16 protein-coding genes, 2 tRNA genes and 4 pseudogenes are annotated in these 25,929 nt (G+C 46.5%); 14 read left to right on the top strand and 8 right to left on the bottom strand.

All coding sequences use genetic code 11. From position 1 onward, the window contains the following. The first annotated feature begins 4 nt into the window (after positions 1-4). The 8 genes and pseudogenes from nhaD to BST85_RS08900 all read left to right on the top strand — a co-directional run bounded on the left by nhaD (position 5) and on the right by BST85_RS08900 (position 7,721). Positions 5-1,371, top strand: a pseudogene (nhaD, locus tag BST85_RS08935) (sodium:proton antiporter NhaD). 53 nt (positions 1,372-1,424) lie between these two features. Next, the gene (locus BST85_RS08930; RefSeq protein WP_104812928.1) at positions 1,425-2,129 is read left to right on the top strand and encodes a MotA/TolQ/ExbB proton channel family protein; all 705 of its coding nucleotides are present in this window, start codon (positions 1,425-1,427) and stop codon (positions 2,127-2,129) included. Further along, positions 2,126-2,518 carry an ExbD/TolR family protein gene (locus tag BST85_RS08925; RefSeq protein ID WP_104812927.1) on the top strand — a complete coding sequence of 131 codons (393 nt, stop codon included), beginning with the start codon at positions 2,126-2,128 and terminating at the stop codon, positions 2,516-2,518. Before BST85_RS08930 ends, BST85_RS08925 begins: the two co-directional genes overlap by 4 nt. A 46-nt stretch (positions 2,519-2,564) precedes the next feature. Then, positions 2,565-3,349, top strand: a pseudogene (locus BST85_RS08920) (energy transducer TonB). A gap of 43 nt (positions 3,350-3,392) precedes the next feature. After that, on the top strand, positions 3,393-5,870 hold the full coding sequence (locus BST85_RS08915; RefSeq protein WP_104812926.1) for a T9SS type A sorting domain-containing protein: 2,478 nt from the start codon (positions 3,393-3,395) through the stop codon (positions 5,868-5,870). Between the two features lie 3 nt (positions 5,871-5,873). Next, a pseudogene (locus BST85_RS14775) lies at positions 5,874-7,093 on the top strand (bifunctional folylpolyglutamate synthase/dihydrofolate synthase). A 62-nt stretch (positions 7,094-7,155) separates the two neighbouring features. Next, positions 7,156-7,230: transfer RNA gene (locus BST85_RS08905), tRNA-Val, on the top strand. A 416-nt stretch (positions 7,231-7,646) separates the two neighbouring features. After that, a tRNA-Val gene (locus tag BST85_RS08900) sits at positions 7,647-7,721 on the top strand. A 771-nt stretch (positions 7,722-8,492) separates the two neighbouring features. Here BST85_RS08900 and BST85_RS08895 read toward each other — a convergent pair. The 8 genes from BST85_RS08895 to gldJ all read right to left on the bottom strand — a co-directional run bounded on the left by BST85_RS08895 (position 8,493) and on the right by gldJ (position 16,736). Beyond that, entirely contained in the window at positions 8,493-8,912 is a 420-nt protein-coding gene (locus BST85_RS08895; RefSeq protein ID WP_104812925.1) for a DUF2452 domain-containing protein, read from the bottom strand. Continuing rightward, positions 8,909-9,199 (bottom strand): TIGR03643 family protein, encoded by a 291-nt coding sequence (locus BST85_RS08890; protein ID WP_104812924.1) that lies wholly within the window; start codon positions 9,197-9,199, stop codon positions 8,909-8,911. The genes BST85_RS08895 and BST85_RS08890 overlap by 4 nt, the downstream gene beginning before the upstream one ends. Beyond that, entirely contained in the window at positions 9,199-10,680 is a 1,482-nt protein-coding gene (locus BST85_RS08885) for an FAD-binding domain-containing protein (protein ID WP_104812923.1), read from the bottom strand. Before BST85_RS08885 ends, BST85_RS08890 begins: the two co-directional genes overlap by 1 nt. Beyond that, the gene (locus BST85_RS08880) at positions 10,670-12,208 is read right to left on the bottom strand and encodes a cryptochrome/photolyase family protein (RefSeq protein ID WP_104812922.1); all 1,539 of its coding nucleotides are present in this window, start codon (positions 12,206-12,208) and stop codon (positions 10,670-10,672) included. Before BST85_RS08880 ends, BST85_RS08885 begins: the two co-directional genes overlap by 11 nt. Beyond that, the gene (locus BST85_RS08875; protein ID WP_181039995.1) at positions 12,205-13,497 is read right to left on the bottom strand and encodes a DASH family cryptochrome; all 1,293 of its coding nucleotides are present in this window, start codon (positions 13,495-13,497) and stop codon (positions 12,205-12,207) included. The genes BST85_RS08880 and BST85_RS08875 overlap by 4 nt, the downstream gene beginning before the upstream one ends. A 1-nt stretch (position 13,498) precedes the next feature. Next, positions 13,499-13,627 (bottom strand): DUF2256 domain-containing protein, encoded by a 129-nt coding sequence (locus tag BST85_RS08870; RefSeq protein WP_104812920.1) that lies wholly within the window; start codon positions 13,625-13,627, stop codon positions 13,499-13,501. 76 nt (positions 13,628-13,703) lie between these two features. Further along, the gene (locus tag BST85_RS08865; protein WP_104812919.1) at positions 13,704-14,981 is read right to left on the bottom strand and encodes a UDP-N-acetylmuramoyl-tripeptide--D-alanyl-D-alanine ligase; all 1,278 of its coding nucleotides are present in this window, start codon (positions 14,979-14,981) and stop codon (positions 13,704-13,706) included. An 81-nt stretch (positions 14,982-15,062) separates the two neighbouring features. Next, positions 15,063-16,736 (bottom strand): gliding motility lipoprotein GldJ, encoded by a 1,674-nt coding sequence (gldJ, locus tag BST85_RS08860; RefSeq protein WP_104812918.1) that lies wholly within the window; start codon positions 16,734-16,736, stop codon positions 15,063-15,065. A gap of 137 nt (positions 16,737-16,873) precedes the next feature. Between gldJ and porU the strand changes: the two are divergent. The 6 genes and pseudogenes from porU (at position 16,874) to BST85_RS08830 (ending at position 25,929) form a co-directional block, all read left to right on the top strand. Beyond that, a pseudogene (porU, locus tag BST85_RS14770) lies at positions 16,874-20,790 on the top strand (type IX secretion system sortase PorU). A gap of 33 nt (positions 20,791-20,823) precedes the next feature. Next, positions 20,824-21,981 carry a type IX secretion system outer membrane channel protein PorV gene (porV, locus tag BST85_RS08850; RefSeq protein WP_104812917.1) on the top strand — a complete coding sequence of 386 codons (1,158 nt, stop codon included), beginning with the start codon at positions 20,824-20,826 and terminating at the stop codon, positions 21,979-21,981. 5 nt (positions 21,982-21,986) lie between these two features. Beyond that, positions 21,987-22,469 (top strand): cytidine deaminase, encoded by a 483-nt coding sequence (locus BST85_RS08845; RefSeq protein WP_104812916.1) that lies wholly within the window; start codon positions 21,987-21,989, stop codon positions 22,467-22,469. Positions 22,470-22,565: 96 nt separating this feature from the next. After that, positions 22,566-23,564, top strand: coding sequence for a pyruvate dehydrogenase (acetyl-transferring) E1 component subunit alpha (gene pdhA / locus BST85_RS08840; RefSeq protein ID WP_104812915.1), 999 nt, complete (start codon positions 22,566-22,568; stop codon positions 23,562-23,564). 2 nt (positions 23,565-23,566) lie between these two features. Beyond that, a complete protein-coding gene (locus tag BST85_RS08835; RefSeq protein ID WP_104812914.1) occupies positions 23,567-25,171 on the top strand; it encodes a pyruvate dehydrogenase complex dihydrolipoamide acetyltransferase in 1,605 nt (534 codons plus the stop codon). Between the two features lie 74 nt (positions 25,172-25,245). Further along, positions 25,246-25,929: an SDR family NAD(P)-dependent oxidoreductase gene (locus tag BST85_RS08830; protein WP_104812913.1), complete on the top strand. Its 684-nt coding sequence runs from the start codon at positions 25,246-25,248 to the stop codon at positions 25,927-25,929.

Below are 25,929 nucleotides of genomic sequence, written 5' to 3'. Positions count from 1 at the left end.
TTTTATGGAGTCCATCATTATCCTGATTTTCGTTATCGGGTACCTTTCCATTACTCTCGAGCACCCGTTGCGATTAGATAAGACTGTTCCAGCACTTATTATGGCAGCCCTCATCTGGGCCGTTTTAGCAGTCGGATTTCAAAGTGGTTGGTTCAGTGTGGTGGATACCTACGAGAACGTATTCAGCGCATCAGGAGGTGATGAAGCCCTTCACGGATTTGAGAACACCCTATTACACCATCTCGGTAAGACTGCCGAGATTCTGGTGTTCCTGATCGGGGCTATGACCATCGTAGAGATAATCGACTTGCACCGTGGTTTCGAGGTACTTAAATCCGCGGTTCGAACGCGCTCCAAAAGACGCCTCTTATGGATCATTGGAATTCTCGCATTCATTCTCTCCGCTATCATCGATAATCTGACAGCTACAATTGTACTGGTCACACTGCTTAGAAAGCTGATTCACAACAAGGGAGATCGTTTGTGGTATGCCGCCATGGTGGTTATTGCAGCTAATGCCGGGGGAGCCTGGTCTCCAATTGGAGATGTAACTACAACCATGTTATGGATCGCCAATAAAGTGAGCGCACTTGGCTTGATCAAATACGTGGTTCTTCCATCTATTGCCTGCTTTATTTTGCCATTTATGGTGGCCTCTTACATGAAGCCATTCAAGGGATATGTCGATGTAGACACTACAGCGGACGAAGCTGCGGAACGGTTGTTGAGCTCCAGAACCATGTTATTCCTGGGTCTAGGAATGATCGTATCGGTTCCCATTTTCAAGACTTTGACTCATTTACCTCCCTATATGGGGATGATGTTGGCCTTGGGTGTGACCTGGTTAGTATCAGAATATATACACCCGGAAGAAGACTTCAGTAAAGAAAGAAGACATTTGTATTCTGCTCACAAGGCCCTTTCCCGTATCGAGATATCGAGTATACTTTTCTTCCTCGGGATACTACTTGCAGTCGCCGGGCTAGAGAGCCTGGTCTATGGAGCCATCAACGGTGAAGAAGTAGGAACCTTGAGGTATCTGGCCGAAGTTTTACAGGGAGCCATCCCAAATCAGGATGTTGTAGTTATGTTACTAGGGGTATTGTCTGCTATCATTGACAACGTTCCGCTGGTGGCAGCTTCAATGGGAATGTACGATGCACCAACTGATTCTGCCCTGTGGCACTTTATTGCCTACTCGGCTGGAACCGGGGTAGTATGCTGATTATTGGATCGGCAGCCGGTGTTGCCGCTATGGGAATGGAGAAGATCGATTTCATCTGGTACCTTAGAAAGGTAGCCTGGTTGGCACTGATCGGATTCCTGGCAGGAGCCGCGGTATTCCTGGCGTTCAAGAGTATGTTTTTCTAGGGAGTCACAATTTATCCAGTTGTATCCCGTTATTTGTTTAAATAAATTTCTGTATGCTTAACCTATTCCTTCAGGAAGGTCAGCAGGAGGTAGTCGAGGGCCTGGAGGCCGAATCGACCGAAAAGACACTTTCCATCATGGAATTGCTCATGAATGGTGGTCTGGGAGGTCAAATCATTATTGCCGTTCTGTTCGTCCTTCTTTTTGTTGCGGTCTATATTTATTTCGAACGTCTATTTGCGATAAAAGCTTCGTCTAAGGTAGACAGGAACTTCATGAATCAGATCCGCGATCATGTGGCCAGTGGAAACATCCAGGCAGCCAAAGTGCTGTGTGCCCAACAAAACACTCCGGTTTCACGGCTGACGGAGAAAGGAATCTCCAGGATCGGAAGTCCACTTGAAGATATCAACACGGCCATTGAGAATGCCGGTAAGCTGGAGGTCTACAAATTGGAAAAGAATGTCAGTGTGTTGGCAACCATTGCTGGTGCTGCTCCTATGATCGGTTTCCTGGGGACGGTGATCGGGATGGTTTTGGCTTTTCACCAATTGGCCACCAGTAGTGGACAAGCAGAAATGGGAAGCCTGGCTGAAGGTATATATACGGCCATGACCACAACCGTTGCTGGTTTGATCGTGGGTATCGTTGCCTACATCGGATACAACTACCTGGTGGTGAAAACGGATAAAGTGGTTCACCAAATGGAAGCCACGGCTGTGGATTTCCTAGACCTGTTAAATGAACCTGCAGAATGAATCTAAGGGGAAGAAATAAGGTGAAGGCCGAATTCAGCATGAGTTCGATGACGGATATCGTATTTCTGTTATTGGTCTTTTTCTTGCTAACATCTCCCGCGATCACCCCAGATGCGCTAGATCTTATATTGCCCAAGGCCAAGGGTAAATCGACCAATCAGCAGAAAGCCTCGGTCAGTATTACCAAGAATGGTGCATATTATGTCAATAAAGAGCGGGTCAGTGAATACGGGGTAGAGAAAGAACTTCAGAAGGTCCTGGCTGGACAGGACAAACCAACCATCATATTAAGAGCAGAAGAAGGTGTACCCATTGAGGATGCAGTCTTTGTAATGGACATCGCCAACAAGAATAATTTTAAGGTAGTTCTAGCCGTACGCCCAAATTAATTGAGCTATGAGTAGTTGGTTGGATACGGAACACAAGCGAAAGAGCATGAGAATTACGGTGGTCATCCACGTGATCATCCTGATTCTATTGTTCTGGGTTGGCCTAAAGTACCTTGATCCGCCGCTGGAAAGTGGGATAGCCGTTAATTTTGGCACCACGGATTTTGGCAGTGACAACAATCAGCCAACAGAACCCGTAAAGACTGCTCCCAAACAGACCACACCTCCTCCAACACCTCAGGAAGAGACCGAAGTTAAAGAGGAAGTGGTTACCCAGGATTCGGAAGAGGCCCCGGTAATCAAGAAAGAGGAAAAGAAAGAGGAACAAAAAGAGGTCCCTGAGGAGAAGCCCGAAGAAAAAGAACCCCCAAAAAGCCGGACCCGAAACCCGATAAGGCAACGACTGATGCCTTATCCAGTCTGATAAACGGACCTAAAAATGAAGGGACGGCAGATGGAAATGAAGGCAACGACAACCAGGCAGGTGATAAAGGTTCTCCGGATGGTGATCCTAACGCATCCAGCTATTACGGAACCGGAAAAGGCCTTGATGGCGATGGTAATTATCTATTGGGTGGACGTAAGGCGCTGAACAAGGAAAAATACGTTCAGGAATGTAACGAGGCGGGAACGGTTGTGGTCAGTATTGAAGTAGACAGAAGTGGCCGAGTAATAAGTGCTACACCAGGGGTTCGAGGAACGACCAACAATTCCAAATGTCTGCTTGAGCCAGCCAAACGAGCAGCCCTGGCGACCAAATTCAATCCGGACGAGAAAGCACCGGCCAAACAGATCGGAAAGATCATCTACAAGTTCAGTCTGTCCGATTAAATTCAGAGGCTGATTCCCTATCTTTATCAGATAAAAATCAGCCATGAAAAAACGACTTCTCTTCGCTCTGGCAGTACTGTGTTTGCTTGCTTGCCAGAACTCACTAAATCAACCCAAAAGTGAAGAGCCGGATCAGCTACCGGCCGACTTTCTCTTTGCGCAAAGAGCATACCCCTCTGGTCAGATTGATACCAAGGCTTACTCTAAAGCTATTCAGTGGAAACGTACTTTAGGAAATACAAGAGGCACTGATGTGCTGTGGGAATTTAGCGGGCCTGTCAACATAGGTGGCCGGATTACTGATATAGAGATCCCCAGCAATGACGCCCAAACCTATTATGTGGGTGCCGCCTCTGGTGGGATCTTTAAAACTACCAATGCAGGTAGCGCCTGGCAACCCATTTTTGACGATCAGGAGATGTTATCCATTGGTGATATTGAGATCTCGAGAAACAACAACAATTTGATCTGGGTAGGCACCGGCGAGGTGAACGCAGGAGGAGGATCCTTAGCTTACGATGGAGATGGTGTCTATAAAAGTACCGATGGGGGATTAAGTTGGACCCCTCAAGGGCTTCCGGACACCGGAAGCATTGGTAAGATCCTGATCGATCCGAACGATGACAATACCATTTTCGTGGCCGCCATGGGCCCTCTTTTTCGAAATGACAACAACAGAGGAGTTTATCGCAGTACCGATGGGGGGCAAAATTGGGAGCAACGCTTATTCCTTTCTGATTCTACCGGAATCATTGATATGGCCATTCATCCCAGTAATGGAGAAATTGTGTATGCGGCCGCTTGGGAACGAATCCGTAGACCAAACCGTCGACAATACGGTGGAGAGACATCTGGTCTGTTCCGATCATTGGACGGGGGTGATACCTGGCAGGAAATGACCAACGGTCTACCAACGGCACCAAATGATAAGGGCCGTATTAGTATAGACATATCCCGCTCAAATCCGAATGTACTCTATGCCAGATACGCTACAGCAGGGGGTTCAATTCAGGGGGTTTATCGTACATCCGATGGAGGCGATACCTGGGTCGAGGTGAACTCCAGTCAGTTAAACAATGTTGGTTTTCACTGGTGGTTCCGCGGTATATTCGTCGATCCCTCTGACGAGGATATCATTTATAATGTGGATTTTGACGTTCAGAAATCTACGGACGGTGGTAACAATTGGTTCGACGCCTTTCCCAATGTCCATGTGGATCAGCATGCGCTTGCCTTTAACGAAAATATTGCTGGAGAGGTATTGTTAGGTAATGATGGGGGCTTTTACAAGAGTGGCAACGATGGCAGTAGCTGGACTAAAGATGAGACCCTGCCTATCACCCAATTCTATCGTTTTCATGTGGATGCTTCCAACGGGAATAAAATATATGGAGGTACTCAAGACAACAGCACCATGCGAACCCAAACAGGAGGGCTGGACGATTGGGAGATCATTTTTGGAGGAGATGGATTTCAACCCCTTGTGGATCCTGACAATACCAATGTCATTTATGCGCTATCTCAGAGGGGTAATTTGGGAAAATCCACGAATAATGGCTCCACCTTTAATGGTGCGCTTAACGGGGTCAATCCTTCAGATCGGAATAATTGGGATACACCCATCGCCTTTGATCCAGCTAACTCTCAAACACTTTATTACGGTACACAACGCCTCTATCGAACAACCAATGCTGCCGGCAACTGGACAGCGATCAGTGAAGATTTGACAGATGGACCCTATGAAGGGAATTTGGCCTTTGGAACAATCACAAGTATCGATGTATCTGTTTTAGACAGTGACCTGATCCTGGTTGGAACGGATGACGGAAAGGTTTGGGTTACCGAGGATGGAGGAGAAAATTGGAATGCGGTTTCAACGGGTTTGCCGGATCGATGGGTGACCAAAGTGTTGACCGATACCGAAGACAGTAACACCATCTATGTGACCTTTTCTGGATACCGATTTGGTGAGGACAACGGTCATGTTTATCGGAGTACCAACCTCGGGGCCAATTGGACGAATATTGGTACCAGCCTACCCGATGTACCGGTTAACGATATAGTGAAAGATGATTTTGGCAATTTATTCCTGGGGACCGATATCGGGGTAATTGGATCTGATGATGAAGGGAATAGTTGGGCACCTGTGGGAACTAACCTTCCATCGGTAGTGATTACGGATATGCACCTGGATCAGGCCAACGACCTCCTTTATGTGGGTACTTATGGGCGTTCCAGTTATCGTCTAGACATAAGCACGAATATCCTCGAACTTCCGGACTTACAAGTGAATGGCATTCAAGTATTTCCGAATCCAACAGATGGAATGGTCAATATTCAGCTACCGGAAGGTTTAGATGGCCGTCAGTTGCAAGTATACGATCAGCTAGGAAGACTATTAAAGAGCATCTCTCTGGAGGGTACCAATAGCCGCATTAATCTTAGCGATTTGTCATCCGGCGTCTATTTTCTAAAATTGACTAACCTACCCAACTGGAGCTCTAAGCTTATTCTTAAGTAGGCCATGAATACCTATCAGGAAACCCTGGATTGGTTGTTTTCGCAATTGCCGATGTACCAGCGATTAGGCGGGGCGGCATATAAGGCAGACCTGTCCAATACCTGGGCCCTGATGAGCCAACTCAATTACCCGCAAAATGACTTTCCCGCAGTTCATATTGCAGGGACCAATGGGAAAGGATCGGTTAGCCATATGGTTGCCTCTGTCCTGCAGACGGCTGGTTATAAGGTCGGATTATATACTTCTCCTCATTTGTCCGATTTCCGAGAGCGCATACGGATCAACGGTGAGATGATCGCGGAAAGCGATGTGGTCGAATTTATACAAACGAACAAAGAGTTCTTGCTAGAAGGACAATTTTCTTTTTTCGAGATGACCGTAGGTATGGCCTTTGATCATTTTAAAAAACACAAGGTAGATATTGCGGTGGTCGAAGTTGGAATGGGTGGCCGGTTGGACAGTACCAATGTGGTCAATCCTGAAGTCTGCGCCATTACCAATATTGGGTTTGATCATATGCGGTTTTTAGGCAACACTCTCCCCGAAATTGCAGTAGAAAAGGGGGTATAATCAAAGCCGGAGTGCCAGTAGTCATTGGGCAATATCAACCGGAAACCTGGCCGGTATTCCAAAAGATAGCCCATCAATTGGATGCTCCTATCTATCGAGCGGATGAACTAACTAGGACCACTTATGAAACTGACCTCAAAGGAGCGTACCAGCAATTTAACCTGCGTACAGCAATAGCCATTTTAGAAATTCTTCAAAACAGGAAATGGAATATTGAACAAAATCAAATTGAGCAAGGTCTACTGAATGTCGTAACTAATACGGGGTTAATGGGGCGCTGGCAGATACTTGGAACCGCGCCAAAGATCATTTGTGACACCGCCCATAACAAAGAGGGATTAGAGCTAGTCATTCAGCAATTACTTAAGGAGGACTACGAACAACTTCATATAGTTCTGGGGACATTAGCAGATAAGAATCTCCAAACTCTTTTGCCACTGTTTCCCAAGGATGCTTATTACTATTTCACTTCTCCTGATATACCGAGAGCTTTGTCGGCAGATGAACTGAAAGAAGCCGCCTATAAATTTGGTCTCACAGGCGAGGTGGTAGAAGAAGTGAATCAAGCCTTGAATAGCGCCAAACAAAGGGCCAAACCTGAGGATATCATCTTTGTTGGTGGAAGCACCTTTGTTGTGGCGGAAGTCCTGTGATTTTTTTGTTCGAATAATTTGCGATGAATAAAAACTGCCTTATATTTGCCCCGCTCAAGTGAGGGCGCGTAGCTCAGTTGGTTCAGAGCACTTGGTTTACACCCAAGGGGTCAGGGGTTCGAATCCCTTCGCGCCCACATCAAACGAAAAAACCACATCGGAAACGATGTGGTTTTTTTATTAGAAAAACACTCATGCTCGCATGTTGGTGTTTTTCTGATAAAAACAACCATGATCTGCGAAGCAGATCGGTTTTTTCATTTGCAGTAGTGGTCGCTTCGGGATCACGACCGGAGGGAGTAATCCCTGACCAACCGCAATCGGCTTTCTCTGCCCGCCCCTCAACGCTGGCCCCTCGCTAACCAATGTCCACCGGACATTGATTCTTCTGCGAAGACGCTCGGTCCGGGATCACGACCGGAGGGAGTAATCCCTGATCTTTTCGGATTATTCTTTCCTTGAAATACTCTCCCGTTTAGAGCTTTGAAATAACGTAAAAAGCAAAAATACCTCGGTTCAATTAAGTCTATATTGACTATATTTGCCGTCCCTCGGGTCATTAACTCAGTTGGTTCAGAGTGTTACCTTGACAGGGTAGAAGTCACTGGTTCGAATCCAGTATGACCCACATCAAACACAAAACCCGCAACGAAAGTTGCGGGTTTTCTTTTTGGGAAAACACTCATGCTCGCATGTTGATGTTTTTCCAAAAAGAAAAGCCCCAATCCGTTTTACGGATTGGGGTTTTGGTATTTGCAGGAGCGGGTTTGATCTGGATCATGACCTGCGGGAATAATCCTATAAACTTCAATTCGCTTGAGTGGTGACTTTAAAAAATAACCAGTGATCCGCAAAGTGGATCGGGTTTGTATTTTCAGAAGAGGGTTTAGTCTGGATCATGAGCGAAGGGAATAATCTTCTTTGCTCATGCTCGCATGTTGATGTTTTTCCAAAAAGAAAAGCCTCAATCCGTAAAACGGATTGGGGTTTTGGTATTTGCAGGAGCGGGTTTGATCTGGATCATGACCTGCGGGAATAATCCTATAAACTTCAATTCGCTTGTGTGGTGACTTTAAAAAATAACCAGTGATCCGCAAAGTGGATCGGGTTTGTAATTTCAGAAGAGGGTTTAGTCTGGATCACGAACGTAGTGAGTAATCCAGTATCCCCATTCAAGAATTCAGTAAACTGCCGAAGCAATAATTAGGAGCTTTATCTGGATTGATCTAATTTACCCCCGGACGGGGTTTAGGGGCCCCCAAGGTAGAAATCGTGATTCGTTAATGGTTATTCGTGAATCGACTTTAACTTCGACTACCGACTACCGACTACCGACTACCGACTACCGACTACCGACTACCGACTACCGACTACCGACTACCGACTACCGACTATCGGCTCATTCTTCCTTACGACGCTCCTCAACCTGCTCCCACATCTTATCGGCATTTAGCCGAAAGGATCCTAAGTGCTCGAAATTACATTCCTGGGGCGATATGATAGAAAGAAAGGGTTGTTGGTCCGTCTTTTTGTACAGGTGATAAGTATGACCCACCAAGGGTTCAAAATTGAATTGAGCATCGTAAACTAACTGATTGTACTGGAACTGCTCCATCAAGGCATCGTATTGCAGCTTCAATTCTGCGTAGCGCGCTCCCACCTGCTTGTTCACCTGGTCAATGTTTCTCAGTTTCCAGGCTGTGGTGTCTGGGGTGGTAATAGCCGGCGCTCCTACATTGGTGCTATATGGCTTTAAGCTGGCTTCATAACGACCAGACTCCTCGTTATAGACTACCTGATCTGGCTTTTTCTCCTTCATCGTCGTTTTGAAACTTTATTATTACTAATCTGTCGTTGGCGCGTGCATTTAAATCGCGCATCGTCCTGATCAAAGTTACGTTTTTTAAGGTGCTTGGTAGAACGACCCTGGACCCGCGCCCGCCATAGTCGGAAACTGCTGGGCTTCATTTCGCGTCGCATCAGCGTGATTACCCCTTTTTCGTCCAGGCCGAACTGAGCCTTTATGGCGTCAAAAGGAGTACGGTCCTCCCATGCCATTTCTATCACTCGATCAATCTGTTGGTCGTCCAATCTTTGAGCTTTCATCAATCAAATGGATTTCTGTCCTGCAAGGTGTGTCGACGCAGGATTCGTTTACTTTCGGCCCGGACCTCCGGGTCCTTTTTCATCCGCCATAGTTCTTGAGAGGCTATTTTACGCCTGGCAGGCAGATCAACGATGGGTTTGGGATAGTCGATCCCAAGTGTAAAATTGTTGAACTGCTCTTCCATGGGAGTCATGGTCCATGGTTCGTGGATAAATTCGTCCGGGACGTTTCTCAATTCGGGTACCCATTTGCAGATAAAATCTCCCTTTGGGTCGTGGTCCTTGCTGTTTTTGACCGGGTTGTAGATCCTGATGGTGTTGATTCCAGTTTCCCCGGCCTGCATTTGCAATTGCGGGAAATGGATTCCCGGTTCAAAATCCAGGAATACTTGACTCAAGTGAGTCGTTGCGTCCTGCCAGGGCTGCCACAGTGTATGGGTGAAAAAGGAGACCACCAAGGCTCGCATTCTAAAATTCAGATAACCGGTAGATTGAAGGCAGCGCATGCAGGCATCGATCAATGGAAAACCAGTCATTCCAGTTCTCCAGGCTTTTTGATAATCCTGGGCAATACTTTTTTTGAGTTTTCTGTAGCCCTTGTTTACGCTGGCAAATTCCATGGTATCCTCCATTTCGAACTTCTGAATAAAGTGTGCCTGCCATCTCAATCTGCTGGTGAATGCGTCCAAAGCCCTTTTAGCGGGTGCCTGTTTTCGATGCGCTTTTGCAGCTTGCCATACCTCCCGCACGGATAAGTTGCCCCAAGCCAGGTAGGGAGAAAGCCGGCTGCAACTGATGCGAGCCAAAGCCGGACTAGAAATGTTCTTATTGTAGTCAGGATACCTCGACTGTAAAAAAGTCTGCAGGTAGATTAGACCTTTGCTTCTTCCACCGGGCTGGAACTTACCTATTGCTGGTTTAGGACTAAAACTATCAAAGAATGTACTTGCTTCTTGTATATCTACGGTTGGAATAAATTGCTCTGAACTAGCATTAAATCTCAAAACCGGAGATTTCATAAAGGCCAACCAGTCATTCTTCCAGTTGGACCGGTCTTTTCTTCCTCTGAAGACACCATTATTGACCACTTCGGTCCACTTTATCAGGTTGTTCTTGCAAAAACGGGCAACTTGTTTGTCTCGCTCGTAAGTTACTTTTAATCCGGTCTCCTGGTGGGAATACAGGACTTTGATGTTCCAGAATTGCTGTAGCTTGGACAGTAATGGGATTAGTTCAGAACGCACAACTAGCACTTGGCTATTTACTCCTTGCAAGTCTTCCTGTAATTCTTCCAGGGATTGTCTAATGAAGTTCCAGTGACGGTCAGAGTAGTGAGCGTCTTCCATCAAACTTGGCTCATAGCAGTATAAGAGCAAGACCGGATTAGTTGATTTCAACGCCTGATCCAAAGCTGGATTATCCTCCAATCGCAGATCGCGCTTGAACCACATGATGCTTATGTCGCTTTTTTCAGTAAGCATCCGGATTTTCAATTATGTCTTGTGCTCTTAGGACCATTTGAGTTAAAACTTGTCCATCCATTTTGTCCAGCTGTCTGTACATCATGGACATTCTGCGGTTATTGGCCAATTTGTCTCTGTGTTGATAGAGGAAATTCCAATACATAGAGTTAAATGGGCAGGAATCCTTTTCTACCTTGGTCTTTACGTTATACGCACAACCTTGGCAATAGTTACTCATTTTATTGATATAGCTCCCGCTGCTTACATAGGGTTTGGTCGCCAGTAAACCTCCATCAGCAAATTGACTCATCCCTCTTGTATTAGGTAATTGCACCCACTGGATAGCGTCTGTATAAATACCTAAATACCAGGCGTCGATCTTTTCTGGACTAACTCCGCTTAGCAAGGCAAAGTTTCCTGTGACCATCAGACGTTGAATGTGGTGTGCGTAGCCCAAGTCCAGACTCTGGGAAATGGCATGTTTCATGCAATTCATCTTGGTCTCTCCGCTCCAATAGAACTGGGGCAAGGGATTATCGTTCTTAAAGAAGTTTTTGCGTTCATAGTCCGGCATTTGTAGCCAATACATTCCGCGAATGTATTCGCGCCAGCCAATGATTTGTCGGACAAAACCTTCCACTTGGGCCAGATCGATATCTTCTTTCCTATCGGCCCAATGGTCGATCACCCTGTCTACAACCTCCTTGGGGCTGAGGATCTTTAGGTTTAAAGCAAAGGATAGCCGGCTGTGAAAAAGAAAAGGTTGGTCAGTGTGCATAGCATCTTGGTAGGTGCCAAAATGGGGGAGGAGGTAGTTGCAGAAATACTCTAAGAGTTCTAGTCCTTCAGCTCGGTTAGTAGGCCAATTGAAATCTTCCGGGTCTATGGCACCAATGGTCTTAATTCCCTGTTCATTGATCATAGTGATCAGCTGGGCGACGGGTTTCCTCAGATCAGGTAACTCTGGTATGGCTGGCTGGCCTTTCCACTTGTTTCTGTTGTCCTTGTCAAAATTCCATTGTCCTGCAATGGGTTTGGTATCGTTAAGCATCAGTACCCCGTGCTTTTTCCGCATGTATCGGTAAAAGCTCTCCATCAGGTATTGACTTTTGCCTTCAAAAAACAGGGCCATTTCGTCCCTCTGGGTGTAGAAGTGTTCCGTGTCCCGAAACCCTGTTGCTATCTTCAAGGACTGGCAAAAATTTATTAGTTGGAGGTCCAGTCGATATTCGTCTGGCAGTAAGTACTCAAAACGTTCAAATCCACCCGCCTCGATTAAACTGTTAATCGTATCTGTTAAGCTCGAGCGATTCTGAGGGTCGTCTAGCCTCATGTAGATCAACTGGTGTCCTCTATTAGTAAGCGTTTGTCCGAACGACCGCATGGCCAGGACAAAGCCAACTATTTTTTGGATATGGTGAGTGACGTATTCTTGCTCTTGGTGGGATTCGATCATAACATACGTCACATCAGGGTTCACTTGTTGGAACCAACTGTGACAACTATTTAGTTGATCTCCCAGTATGAGTCTAAGCGTTTTTGTCAAAACAAGGTGGTTTGGAGCCAGATTCGCTGAAAACGACCGTTCGGGTCGTAGCGTTCTGCCTGAGATGCCACATTGAATTTTCGATCCCGAGGATCATTACCCACCCCAGCAACATACATCCAGTTCCCATAGTTGCTGTGCACGTCATAATCGATCAGCATGGATTCAAAATAGGCTGCTCCTATACGCCAGTCTAAGCCCATGTCCTTGCTAAAATAGGAGGCTACATTCTGCCTGCCCCGATTACTCATCCATCCGGTTCGTGCCAATTCGATCATATTGGCATTGACAAATGGCTCTGGGGTCTCTCCCTTGATCCACTGTTCGATTTTGTCTCTGTCACGCGACCAGGAGTACTCCCTCTCGAGTATACCTCCAGTCTTGAAGATCTTATTTTGATGTTTTAGGGAGACATATTTGAAAAAATCTCTCCAGATCAATTCAAAGATTAGCCAATAGGTGGATTCGTTAGATCCGTGAATTTTTTCAAATTTCCTGACCTCCCAGTAGATCGATCTTGCAGATAGACTTCCATTTGCCAACCAGGGAGAGAACTTGCTGCTGTAATCTGTTCCCACTAGCCCATTTCTGGTCTTTTTGTAATACCGAACTTTTTTAGTTTCCCAGATATAGGATCTCAATCTATCAAGCGCTTGAGTCTGGCCTCCTCTGAATGGGAAAGCAGATCGATCGTCCGTCGTGATTTTGTCCTGAATTAATTCCTCCAACACGGGTATCCCATCGGCCTCAATCTCTGGTGTCGATTTCATGGGGCTCGGAACTTCCACGGGACGAACATCTACCCGGTTCTCGATCTTTTTTCGGAAGGAAGTGAATCCCCTCGGAGTACGGTCTGGTGAAAAGGGTAGATCCGAGGGATGGAGCAAGAATTGATCGTATGATTGGATCCATCGAACAGAGGCGCTAATTGAATTTCTCAGTTTGGTTTCCGTGTCAACCTCTTCAGAAGTCCATTCCAGTTGGTTGTAAATACTTGTGACCTCGTTGTTAGATATGAGCGATTTCATTTCTGATACCCCGCTCCCTCTCAGTACAATCAAAGGGATATTGAGATCCAGTAAGGCAGATTTAAGCTCTTGTAAGCTCTGCAGGAGAAATTGAAGTCTAAATGGCCCAGTTTTAGCAAAACCATAACGATCTAAGCTCAGAAGGCGATCCTCCAGTATGTAAACGCCAATAATTTGATCGTTCTCTTCGGTTGCCTGCTTCAGGAGGTGGTTGTCAACTACTCTCAGGTCATTCCTGAACCAATAGATGGCTGTTTTCATCTTAACTCTTATTTCGACGACAACGCTGGCTGCAGTATTTTACCATATCCCAATTCTTTTCCCATTTCTTTCTCCAGGAGAATGGGCGATTGCAAACCGGGCAAATCTTTTCAGCTAATGGACGTTTCATCTAAATTGTTTAACAAAAATACAATAACGTTAAACAAAAAGATGTTAAGTTGAATTTAAATTGTAAGATTGACTCCCTAGAGCAGCTCCAACACTCGTTCCAGGGCCATACCGCGGGATCCCTTTATCATTAATGGGCCTGGGGCTAGCTCATTATTCTGTAAATACTCTTCCAAGTCGGAGTAGGTGGAAAATTGATGCATATGTTCTTCAGCCTTTACTCGATCAAAGTGTTCTCCAACAAGGAATACCGTAGTGTCTCTCAAACTGCCGGCCTTATTGGCGATCTCTTGGTGTTCTTTCGCAGCATCCTCACCTAACTCGAACATATCTCCAAGTATCAAGATCCTTGGTGTGGAGGTCATCTGAACGAAGTTGTCTATTGCAACCACCATGCTACTTGGGTTAGCGTTGTATGCATCCTTAAATACCTTGCGTCCCTTGATCTCGGTTAATTGAGATCTGTTGTTATCCGGCATATAGGTCTCAATAGCCTCTTTAATCGCTTCGGGTTCAATACCAAGTATATGACCCATGGCGATAGCCGCGGCGATATTGTGAAAATTGTATACCCCCGTCAGATGAGGTTGGATCAATAGTTGGCGGTATTTGATCTTCAATCCATGCTGGTGCTCTAACAATTGAATGGGACAGTCTGAGTCATCTGGACCGAAAACGAACCGATCCATGCCTTCCGTCAATTCTAATTGTTTGGGATCATTCCCATTTACAAAGACCTTTTTGTTGCGCGCCGCCAAGTGTCTGTAGAGTTCAGACTTTCCCTTGATAACGCCTTCTTCGCCTCCAAAGCCTTCCAGGTGAGCTTTGCCGAAATTGGTGATATATCCAAAATCGGGTAGGGCGATCTCTGATAAGGCCGCGATTTCCCCCTGGTGATTAGCCCCCATTTCGACCACACCCAGTTCAGTTTTCTCGTTCATCGCGAGCAATGTAAGCGGAACGCCGATATGATTGTTCAAATTACCCTGAGTCGCTTGGGTATTGAATTTCTTAGCCAGCACCAGATGAATGAGTTCCTTGGTTGTCGTCTTACCATTACTCCCCGTAAGAGAGATAATTGGAATTCCCAGTTGCCCTCGGTGATAGGTGGCTAGTTTCTGAAGTAACTTTAAAGAATCACCATGGCAAATGGTCTCACCGGTGTTCTTGTGGAAACGCAGGTCGTCTAAGATTACCTTGTAGGCTCCTTTATCAAGTGCCTCCTGGGCGTATTCATTCCCGTTGAAATTTGGCCCCCTTAGAGCTACGAAGAGACAGTTAGGCTGGATCTTCCGGGTATCTGTACAGATACCTGAACTCTGCCGGTACACCTCGTAAAGTTGTTCGATCCTCAAGCTAAGTTTTTTTCAAATTTACAAAACAAAAAACCCTCCGGCACGAAGTACTGGAGGGTTGGTTTATGGGGTAGATTCGCCTTAATGACGAGGTTTCTTCTTGTCTTTTGCTTTAGATCCTACTCGAGACATGGCACATCTGAAACCGATGTAGTCCGTGGCCATATCCTGAGGGAAGAATCTTCTCTGCGCTGGATCCAGCCAGTAATCACGATCTCTCCAAGAACCTCCTTTATACACCCTGACCTCATTACTGATCAGTGAAGTTCGCTTGGTGGATTTATCGTACTGCAAGTTCATGCTTCCGTCGTCGGCAGATCCAACTTGATGCTCGGGAGAATTATACATTTTTCTCTTGTTCACACCATCTTCATCATCATCACCAAAGGATTGGTAATAACGAGTAGATCGCTTATCTCCGTCCCGGTAGTCACGGTTATCACTATCGGAGAAGTTTGTTCTCAAATAGGTTTCGTTCTCGTCTACAGGAACCTGAAGGATCTCACCTGGCAGGTTACGGGCAACGACCTTACCATTGCTCAGGGTGTCGTATACAATAGAGTCTGCATTGACTATTTTCACCTTACCATCAGATCCAATGGCATTTTTAGTATATACGTTTCCACGATAGTAGTTGAAGTCGTTAAATTCGTCATCAACTATAGGACGGTAAACATCGGCTACCCACTCGGCCACATTTCCGGCCATGTCGTACAGACCATAATCGTTGGCTTCATAGGACTTAACTTCTGCCGTGATATCGGCACCATCGTCGCTCCATCCGGCAATTCCACCGTAGTCACCATCTCCTTGCTTGAAGTTGGCCAGTTGATCTCCACGAGAACGTCTGTTTCCAGAGCGGGTATACTGCCCATCCCACGGATATTTCTTTCTACCTCGGTATACGTTGTAGTTTCTCAGTCCTACCAATCCCAGAGCGGCGTATTCCCACTCGGCTTCAGTAGGTAGCCTGTAAGAAGGCAATAACAAACCGTCCTTGCGTTGCACGTAAAGATTGGTACTATCCTGGCTTCGCTTGGCAACACTTTGAGAACGCTTACCACCTCGAGTTAAGGAGTCATTCCCACCGTAGGTCATGGTAGGTGCATTCAAATAGGTCTGCGTATTAAAGGTAGACCCTGAGCCTACTTCGTAGCGCGCATTGCGTGTAACGAATCCTTCCTCTTCCAGGATCAATTCATTTACACGGTCTGTACGCCAGTTACTGAATTCGACAGCCTGTACCCAGCTAACACCCACAACAGGGTAATCTGCATAGGCAGGGTGGCGCAAATAGTTGTTGGTCATTACCTCGTTGTAACCCAGGCGGTTTCTCCAAACAAGGGTATCAGGTAATGCACCTTCATAAATCTTTCTGAAATTAGGGTCATCTGGAGGGAAGACTCGCTTAAGCCAGTCCAGATATTCCAGATACATGAGGTTGGTCACCTCGGTCTCGTCCATATAAAAAGATTGGACGTGCTGCTGATTGGGGGAATTGTTCCAATCGTGCATTGGATCGTCTTGAACTTTTCCCATAGTAAAGGTACCACCTTCGATAAACACCAATCCAGGACCGGTTTCCTGCTCTTTCGCTTTCGCGTTATACTGCAGACCGCCTTCTTTGGCATTCACCTTCCATCCAGTGGCTCGGGAGCTGTTCTTGTAATCTCTTGACTTGTTACATCCGACTAAAACGCCGGCTGTGACGAGGGCAATACATAGCCGTAGTACGAAGAATTTGTTTAAGTTCATGATTTTAGGTTCAGCAAAATTGGGATTGCAATATAGTAATTAACCTCAAAAATGCAATAAATTTTTGGTTTTTAGTGGGTTCCAAAATCGCGGGAACCCTTATCACCCCTACAAAACGGCTCAATTCTGGTTTTATTATGCCAGGGCCTAGTTTTCTTAGAAAAAAGTTAATTGTCCGCCATACTAAGCGTATATTTGAATCGTTAGTGCTAATGATGAGAAAAATTCTACTGTTCCTGGGCGTATTCTCCCTGTGTTCAGGACTTTTTGCCCAAACCAAACGTGTTCAGATTTCCTGGGAAACGTCTGCGATTACTTCTGCTACTCAAGAAAGAAGTGTAAACGTGGTCCCCGATCCCAATTTACTGGACTCGGGAAATTTGCAATGGGATAACGAACAACTTACCTATTCGGTGACCTGGCTGGAGCAGGGATATGTTGATCCTTCTGCCGTGCAGCTGGTCAATGTTCAATATGAGCCCCTAAGTCAGAATGAGGTGGCCAGACTGCCTCAGATCGACATCCCATCCCAATTGAGCTTTGACTTTTTAAGTACCCGTGCCAGGGACCAACAGGTGGCTACCTTACAGCTAACTCCGGTGTTGAGACAGAACGGACAAGTAGTTAAAGTTGTTTCATTTGGATTGGAATATACCTATACTCGGGCACCTCAACGCAATCGGATTCCACTGGGCAGTTCGGTCCTGGCTTCTGGGAATTGGTACAAGTTCAAAGTCTCCAACAATGGCATCCATATCATTGATCGGGACTTCTTAAGGGATCTGGGGTTGAACATGAACGAAGTAGATCCTCGTAATCTCAAAATTTACGGCAACGGCGGTAAGACCTTACCGCTAGTCAATCAGGACAACCAGTATTTTGACCTCCGGGAAAACGCCATACAAATAGTGGGCGAGGAGGATGGAAGATTCAATGCCGATGACTATATCCTATTCTACGGTGAGAGTACGCGAGGCTATCAGGATCAGAATGATAGTAACCTCAATCCCTACAGCGATGAGTCTTTCTATTATATCACCGCCGATGGAGGCCCTGGACGCCGGGTCCAACCTCTAGCCGAACCAGGTGGGGCGCCCCAACTGAGCTTCACTACCTTCGACGATTATCAGTTCTTTGAGCAGGACGAGATCAGTCCGGCCAAAGTAGGAAGAAGGTGGTTTGGAAATCGATTCGATGTAGAGCCAGAGCAACAGTTCGAACTCAGTTTTCCAAATATTGTAGGTGGGAGCAGCATGGATATTACGATCAAGGCCGGAGCAGCTTCAGAGCAATCAACTTCCATGGCAATCTCCATAAACGGAACTTCTGTCAATCCACTTCAATTCCCACCCATCAACGATCCGACCTTATTATCTACCCGTAATTTTACAGGCGCTGTGAATGCGGGACCGGAAACGGTTACAGTAGATCTCACCTACAGCAACGGAGGAAATCCTACCAGCATAGCCTATCTGGATTACATACGTATCCGGGCCGACCGGCAGCTTACCGGGGCCCAAGGACAATTGATCTTTAGAAAGAATGAAGCCGCCTCTTCAAGCGGCGTCGGACAGTATATCATTTCTTCGGCTGGTAGTTTTTCTCAGCTTTGGGATGTGACGGATCCTGCGAATATCGGTTTTAAGGTACATGATGGTTCTGCTAGCCTAAGTTTCAAGGCAAATCTGGGTCAGATCAGGGAGTACATCGCTCATGGTGCAGACGATTATTTTGCCCCGGAACAGATCAGTAACCCCAGGGTTGCTAACCAGGACCTCAAGGGTACTATCTTCAGCGGGTCGGGTGGTTTTCAGGATGTTGATTATCTGATCGTCACGGCCCCTTTTCTTTTGCAACCTGCCTTACGGTTGGCGAATATCCGAAGCCAGGCTGATGGTCTCAATGTCAAGGTGGTGACTACGGATAAGATCTATGAAGAGTTCAGTTCAGGCAAACAAGATGTTGGGGCTATCCGAAACTTTGTTCGTTATATTTATGAGAATGCCTCTTCACCCGATAAGCGAATAAAATACCTCTGCCTTTTTGGAGAGGCTTCCTTCGATTACAAGAACAGAATACCTGGAAATAATAATGTAGTCCCTGTTTTTCATACGGTATTTAGCAATAGTACCTTCCGTTCCTATATGACCGATGACTTTTACGGCGCGATGGATCCCGAAGAAGGACGGTTTCTGTATAACAATGGCTCCGATAAACTGGACATCGCGGTTGGCCGAATCCTGGCGGATGATGTCAATCTGGCCAATGAAATGGTAACTAAGATCGAACGATATGCACTGGAACGATCCTATGGTAACTGGAGAAACAATTTTGTGTTGGTTTCGGATGATGTGGACGAGGAATTTGAATTTGAAGATCTGCAAGGCAATCTGGATGCACTGGGGGACGAGATCTCACAGGAAAAACCCTTTATCAATGTAAAGAAGATCCATAGCGATTCGTATCAGCAACAAACCTCTGCGGGAGGAGATCGATATCCCGATGTCAATGATGCCATTGTCAATGCCCTGGAGGTTGGTGCACTGGTTATCAATTATTTTGGTCATGGCGGGGAAGACGGACTGGCCAGTGAAGCCATCTTCATGAAACTGGAGGCTGACGACCTGACCAATGATTATCGCTTTCCTTGTTTTGTAACGGTGACCTGTGAGTTTACCAAATTTGATGACCTCAACGAATTACGGCGGGAGAGATCACTTACTGGAATCCCACTGGGGGAGCAGTATCCATGATCACCACAACCCGATCTATTGGTGTTAGTTTAGGGGTGAGGTTCAATCAGGATCTGGCGGAAGAGCTTTTTGGTTTTGACCGTATAGTACCGGTCCCACCCGCAGAGGCCCTGAGGCTGTCAAAGGTTGGTGAGTCCAGTTCTAACCGAAGAGTGATATTTTATCTAGGAGATCCCGCTATGCGTTTGGCCTTCCCCGAACCCAATATTCGGCTGACAACCTTGAACGGAGTACCAATCGGGCAGGCCAATGACACCTTAAAGGCGCTAAGTAGAGTACGCCTGGGAGGAGAAGTCACGGATGCCTCCGGGAATGTGCTTACAGACTACAACGGTATTTTGGAGGCAAAGGTGTTCGATAAGAATGTAGATAGACAAACTCTTGGAAACGATGGGGTCAGGGGATCTGATGGATTCCTGCTGATCATGGATTTCATTACCCTTGGGGAAGGTCTTTTTAACGGGCAGGCAACGGTGAGCGACGGTCAGTTCGAGTTCGAGTTTGTTGTTCCCAGGGACATTCAGATTCCCTATGGCAATGGCCGGGTTAGTTTGTACAGCAAGAAGGACAATGTTCTGGAGGACAGGAATGGATTCAACCTGGATCTGATCGTCGGTGGACTGGACGAGACAGCCCCGGAGGACAACACCGGTCCAACCATAGAATTGTTCATGAACGACGAGACCTTCGTCAATGGTGGGATCACCAACGATTCTCCTATACTGATCGCCAGATTGATGGACGAAAACGGTATCAATACTGCTTCAGGTATTGGACACGATATGATCGCCATCCTGGATGGGGACGAATCCAATCCATTTGTGCTCAATGAGTATTATCTGGCAGAGGTTGACGACTTTACACGTGGAAAGGCTACCTATAATTTGAGAGACCTGGAAGAGGGATTGCACACCCTGACCTTTAAGGCCTGGGATGTGTACAACAATTCCAGTACAGCAGAGATACAATTTGTGGTGGCTGGTGACGATCAGTTAGAGATAACACGGGTACTGAACTATCCAAATCCCTTTGTGAATTACACCGAGTTTTGGTTCAATCACAACCGTCCATTCGAGCCCCTGGAGGTGCAGGTACAGGTCTTCACTATTTCCGGGAAGGTGGTCTGGACCAAGAATCAGGTGATCAACACAGAAGGATTCCTTTCCAGGGATATTATCTGGGATGGTCGGGACGATTTCGGAGACCGGATAGGAAAAGGTACTTATGTGTACAAGATTACTGTTAAATCTACGTTAACTAACCAGCGAGTTGAAAAATTTGAAAAACTCGTAATCCTTTAGAAAATACATTTATATTTGCTCAAATTTGACCTCATGAAGAAGATTTTTATTCCGATTCTAACCCTGATTATGGCCTTTCAAGCCGTTGCTCAAGACAACGGTACATCTGTGGATAATCGGGTCATCACCACAGGTGTCCCCTTTGTATTGATCGCAGCAGATGCACGTTCGGCCGGGATTGCTGATATCGGTGTAACGAGTTCTGCAGATGCCTTCTCACAACAGTGGAATCCAGCAAAGTATGCCTTCGCTTTGGATCAGCAGGGGATAGGGATAACATATACACCTTATTTAAGTCAGTTGGTTAACGATATTTTCCTGGGTAACCTGGTCTATTACAATCGAATCAACGAACGAAGTGCCTTTGCACTCAGTTTCAGGTATTTCAGTTTGGGTGAGATCGAACTTCGTGAGACCATCGACCAGGAACCTTTATTGCAAAGCCCTAATGAACTAACTTTTGACGTCAGTTATTCCTTAAGATTAAGTGATCAGTTCTCTCTTGCGGTAGCGGGTCGATACCTGCGATCTGATCTTAAGATCCAGGCGGCCATAGAAGATGCCTCGGCGGCTAACTCATTTGCGGTTGATATTGCAGGATATTATCAAAGTGAGGAGATCGCATACAGTGATTTTAACGGTCGTTGGAGAGCCGGATTCAACATTTCGAATATTGGACCGAAATTGAAATATGATGATCTGGGGCAGGAGAATTTCCTGCCGACCAACTTTGCCATTGGCGGTGGATTTGACTTCATCCTGGACGGTTATAACACGATTGGTCTTAACCTAGAAATGAACAAGCTTTTAGTGCCTACTCCTAGTGACTCCAATGGGGACGGCGTGATCAATCGAGAAGACGACTGGTATAATGAAAGCTGGTTCTCGGCACTTTTCTCCTCTTGGGGTGATGCCCCAGATGGCTTCTCAGAAGAATTTCAGGAAATGACCTGGGCCTTTGGCGCGGAGTACTGGTATCAGAATGTCTTTGCCTTCAGGACAGGTTACTTCTACGAGAATCCCAATAAGGGTTCCCGTCAGTTTCTATCTCTGGGAGCTGGGTTCAGGTATACCACAATCAACTTCGATATCTCTTATCTATTTTCGACTTCGGCGGTCAGGAGCCCGTTGGAGGGAACACTACGATTTGGTCTGACCTTCTCCTTTGGGGAAGAGTATAGCGAATACTAGGCGCTTTGGAGAAGCTCGTTTTCAGAGCAGAATTCGAGATCTATGAGAGGCTGGATGATCTGCCGGTCGACATTCAGGAATTATACACTCATGCTAGAGAAGCCCGGGACAGGGCTTATGCCCCATTTTCGGACTTTACGGTCGGTGCCGCTGTCTTGTTGGGTGATGGACAGATCGTGAGTGGGAACAATCAGGAGAATGCTTCCTTTCCAGTGGGATTGTGCGCAGAGAGAACCACTATTCATCAAGCCGCTTCCCGTTATTCCGATCCACTCATAAAGACGCTGGTGGTAGTGGGTGGAGCCAGGTCCAAGGACAATCCGGAACCAGTAGCACCCTGCGGTGTTTGCAGGCAGGCAATCGCTCAGTATGAACTGAGACAGAATTGCGCAATACCCATCTACTTTAAGGGAGGGGAGGGGCCGATCTACAAGGCCTCCTCAGTCGCTGATCTCTTGCCATTTACCTTCGATGATTCTTACCTCTAACGTTTTCGCACATTTTAATTTGAGTGGTTTTTTAGAAGGTGAGAAAATAGTATTTTTGTTTTTCTGAAAAACCCCAACGGGGATATAGTCAACTAGATGAAGAAAATAACCAAGCAGACCTATCTCAAGTGGTACGAGGATATGTTGTTCTGGAGGAAGTTTGAGGACAAGCTGGCCCAGGTTTATATCAAGCAAAAAGTACGGGGATTTCTGCACCTCTATAACGGACAAGAAGCTGTTTTGGCGGGAGCCTTGCACGCCATGGATCTTTCCAAGGACAAGATGATCACTGCCTACCGAAATCACCCTCAACCAATCGGAATGGGGGTTGACCCAAGAAAAGTGATGGCGGAACTGTACGGAAAGGGAACAGGAACATCTCAGGGACTTGGAGGCTCTATGCACATCTTCTCCAAGGAACACGGATTTTATGGTGGTCACGGTATAGTTGGAGGACAAATTCCTTTGGGTGCTGGTTTGGCATTCGCCGATAAGTACTTCGGCAGGGATGCGGTGACCTTGACCTTTATGGGGGATGGGGCGACCAGGCAAGGATCATTGCATGAGACCTTTAACTTGGCGATGCTTTGGAATCTTCCGGTAGTATTCTGTGTAGAGAACAACGGATATGCCATGGGGACATCTGTAGAGCGAACAGCCAACCATAGTGAGATCTGGAAACTTGGATTGGGTTACGATATGCCTTGTCGTCCGGTAGACGGAATGAAACCGGAAGTAGTTGCCAAGGAATTGGACGAGGCGATCAGCCGCGCCCGTAAAGGCGGTGGTCCAACCTTCCTGGAGATCAGAACCTACAGGTATAGGGGTCACTCCATGAGTGATGCCCAGCATTACCGAACAAAGGAAGAGGTTGAGAGAATGAAGGATGAAGACCCCATCGATTACGTATTGGATATCATCTACAAAAAGAAATACGCCACCGAGGACGAGATCGGGGCGATCAACGATCGGGTAAAGGAGTTGGTTAAAGAGTGCGAGCAGTTTGCGGAAGATTCTCCATACCCGGAACTCAACGTCATGTACGAAGCTGTCTACGAACAAGAAGACTATCCATTCTTACCACATAAACTATAGCTATGGCGGAAATTATCACCATGCCGCGCTTAAGCGACACCATGGAAGAAGGAACTGTAGCCTCCTGGCTGAAAAAGGTCGGAGATCAGGTAGCTGAAGGGGATATCCTGGCCGAGATCGAGACCGACAAAGCCACCATGGAGTTTGAGTCCTTTTACGAAGGCACTCTCCTGCATATCGGTATAGCCGAGGGAGAAACCGCCAACGTAGATGCCTTACTGGCCATTATTGGTGAGGAAGGAGAAGATATCAGTGCCTTGTTAAGTGGAGATGCACCAGTTGCTGCTGCTGAGGAAGAGACTGAGGAAAAAGTGGCTCCGGTTGCAGAGGAGGCAACAACTACTACTGAATTACCTGAAGGAGTAGAGATCATCACTATGCCCAGACTTAGTGACACTATGGAAGAGGGCACGGTAGCCAGCTGGTTAAAAAAAGAAGGAGATTCCATTGAGGAAGGAGATATCCTGGCCGAGATCGAGACCGACAAGGCCACCATGGAGTTTGAATCATTTTATTCCGGGACCCTTTTGAAAATTGGGATTCCTGAGGGCCAAACGGCCAAAGTAGATGCGCTGCTTGCCATCGTTGGACCTGCCGGAACAGATGTTTCCGGAATTAGTGCGGCTCCGGTTGCAGCGAAGAAAGAGACTGCACCTGTAGTTGAAAAAGCTGCTGCTCCAGCTCCGGCACCATCGGCTCCAGCTCCGGCACCTAAACCAACGCCAGCACCACCTGCAGCAGTTCCAGTTGCAGCCACAAGCGGTAGACTATTTGTTTCGCCACTAGCCCGGAAACTGGCAGCCGAGAAAGGAATAGATCTAAGCCGAGTCCAGGGATCTGGAGAGAATGGAAGGATCATCAAGCGGGATATTGAAAATTACCAACCAGCTGCTGCTGGTCCTGCTGCTTACATGCCTGTAGGCGAAGAGCAGTTTGAGGAGGTTACCAATTCTCAGATGAGAAAGACCATAGCGCGTCGTCTTGGAGAGTCCAAATTCACGGCACCACACTATTATCTGACCGTGGAGTTTGATATGGATCACGCCATAGCCTCAAGAACGGCCATTAATTCGGATCCTGATGTCAAGATCTCGTTTAATGATATGGTGGTAAAGGCCTGTGCCATGGCACTGAGAAAACATCCTCAGGTCAATTCTAGCTGGGCAGATGGAGTAACCCGTATTGCCAAACACATCCATATCGGAGTGGCAGTTGCGGTCGAAGATGGTTTATTAGTTCCTGTATTGAAATTTGCAGATCAAATGACCTTCTCTCAAATTGGTGCCCAGGTCAAGGAAATGGCGGGTAAAGCGAGGAACAAGAAATTGACCCCGGACGAAATGCAGGGAAGCACCTTTACGGTGTCCAATCTGGGCATGTTTGGGATCAGGGAGTTTACCTCCATCATCAATCAACCGAATTCGGCAATACTGTCGGTAGGTGCCATCGTTCAAAAACCGGTGGTTAAGAATGGTCAGATCGCCGTTGGAAACACCATGACAGTTACTTTGGCCTGTGATCACCGAACGGTTGATGGCGCGACGGGTGCTGCCTTCCTTCAGACATTGAGAAATTATGTGGAGAATCCGGTGACTATGTTCGCCTGATCTGACACAATGTGCAAAATAATAGAAGCCCGTTATCCCAGAAGTCGATAACGGGTTTTCTTTATCTTTAGATTATGGGAAAGAATATTATAATCACAGGGACCAGCAGGGGTATTGGCTACCAGATGGTCGGTCTGTTAGCCGATACGGAACACCAGGTAATTGCGCTGTCCAGGGATGCCGTTCCGGTTTCAGGATTGGGGCTTACCAACTGTCACTGTCTACCTTGCGATATCACTCAAAAAGGCGACCTTATCAAAGTTGCGGACTATATAGGTGAACATTGGGGTAGGGTAGATATACTGATCCATAATTCAGGAAATCTGGTAAACAAACCATTCTCTCAACTAAAGGCAGAAGAGATTCTGCAGTGTTATCAGGTCAATGTTTTCGGCGTGATGCATCTTACTCAACAACTCCTTCCTTTTATGGGTAAGAAAGGGCACGTAGTTGGGATCAGTAGTATGGGAGGAGTTCAGGGAAGTGCCAAGTTCCCGGGTCTTACAGCTTATTCCAGCAGTAAGGGAGCTCTTAATACATTGATCGAGGTACTTGCAGAGGAATACAAAGATTCCGGCCCTTCATTCAATGGCCTAGCTTTAGGTGCTGTACAGACCGAAATGTTGGAAGAGGCCTTTCCAGGTTACAAAGCACCAATCTCGGCTAAGGAAATGGCGAGCTTTGTTCTGGATTTTGCCCTCAATGGCAATCGATACTACAATGGGAAGATATTACCGGTATCCAGTACCACACCCTAA

Origin of the sequence: Aureitalea marina (assembly GCF_002943755.1) — a bacterium.
GTDB lineage: Bacteria > Bacteroidota > Bacteroidia > Flavobacteriales > Flavobacteriaceae > Aureitalea > Aureitalea marina.
Note: the sequence above shows the minus strand (reverse complement) of the source record. Positions and strands in the feature narration are given on the sequence as shown.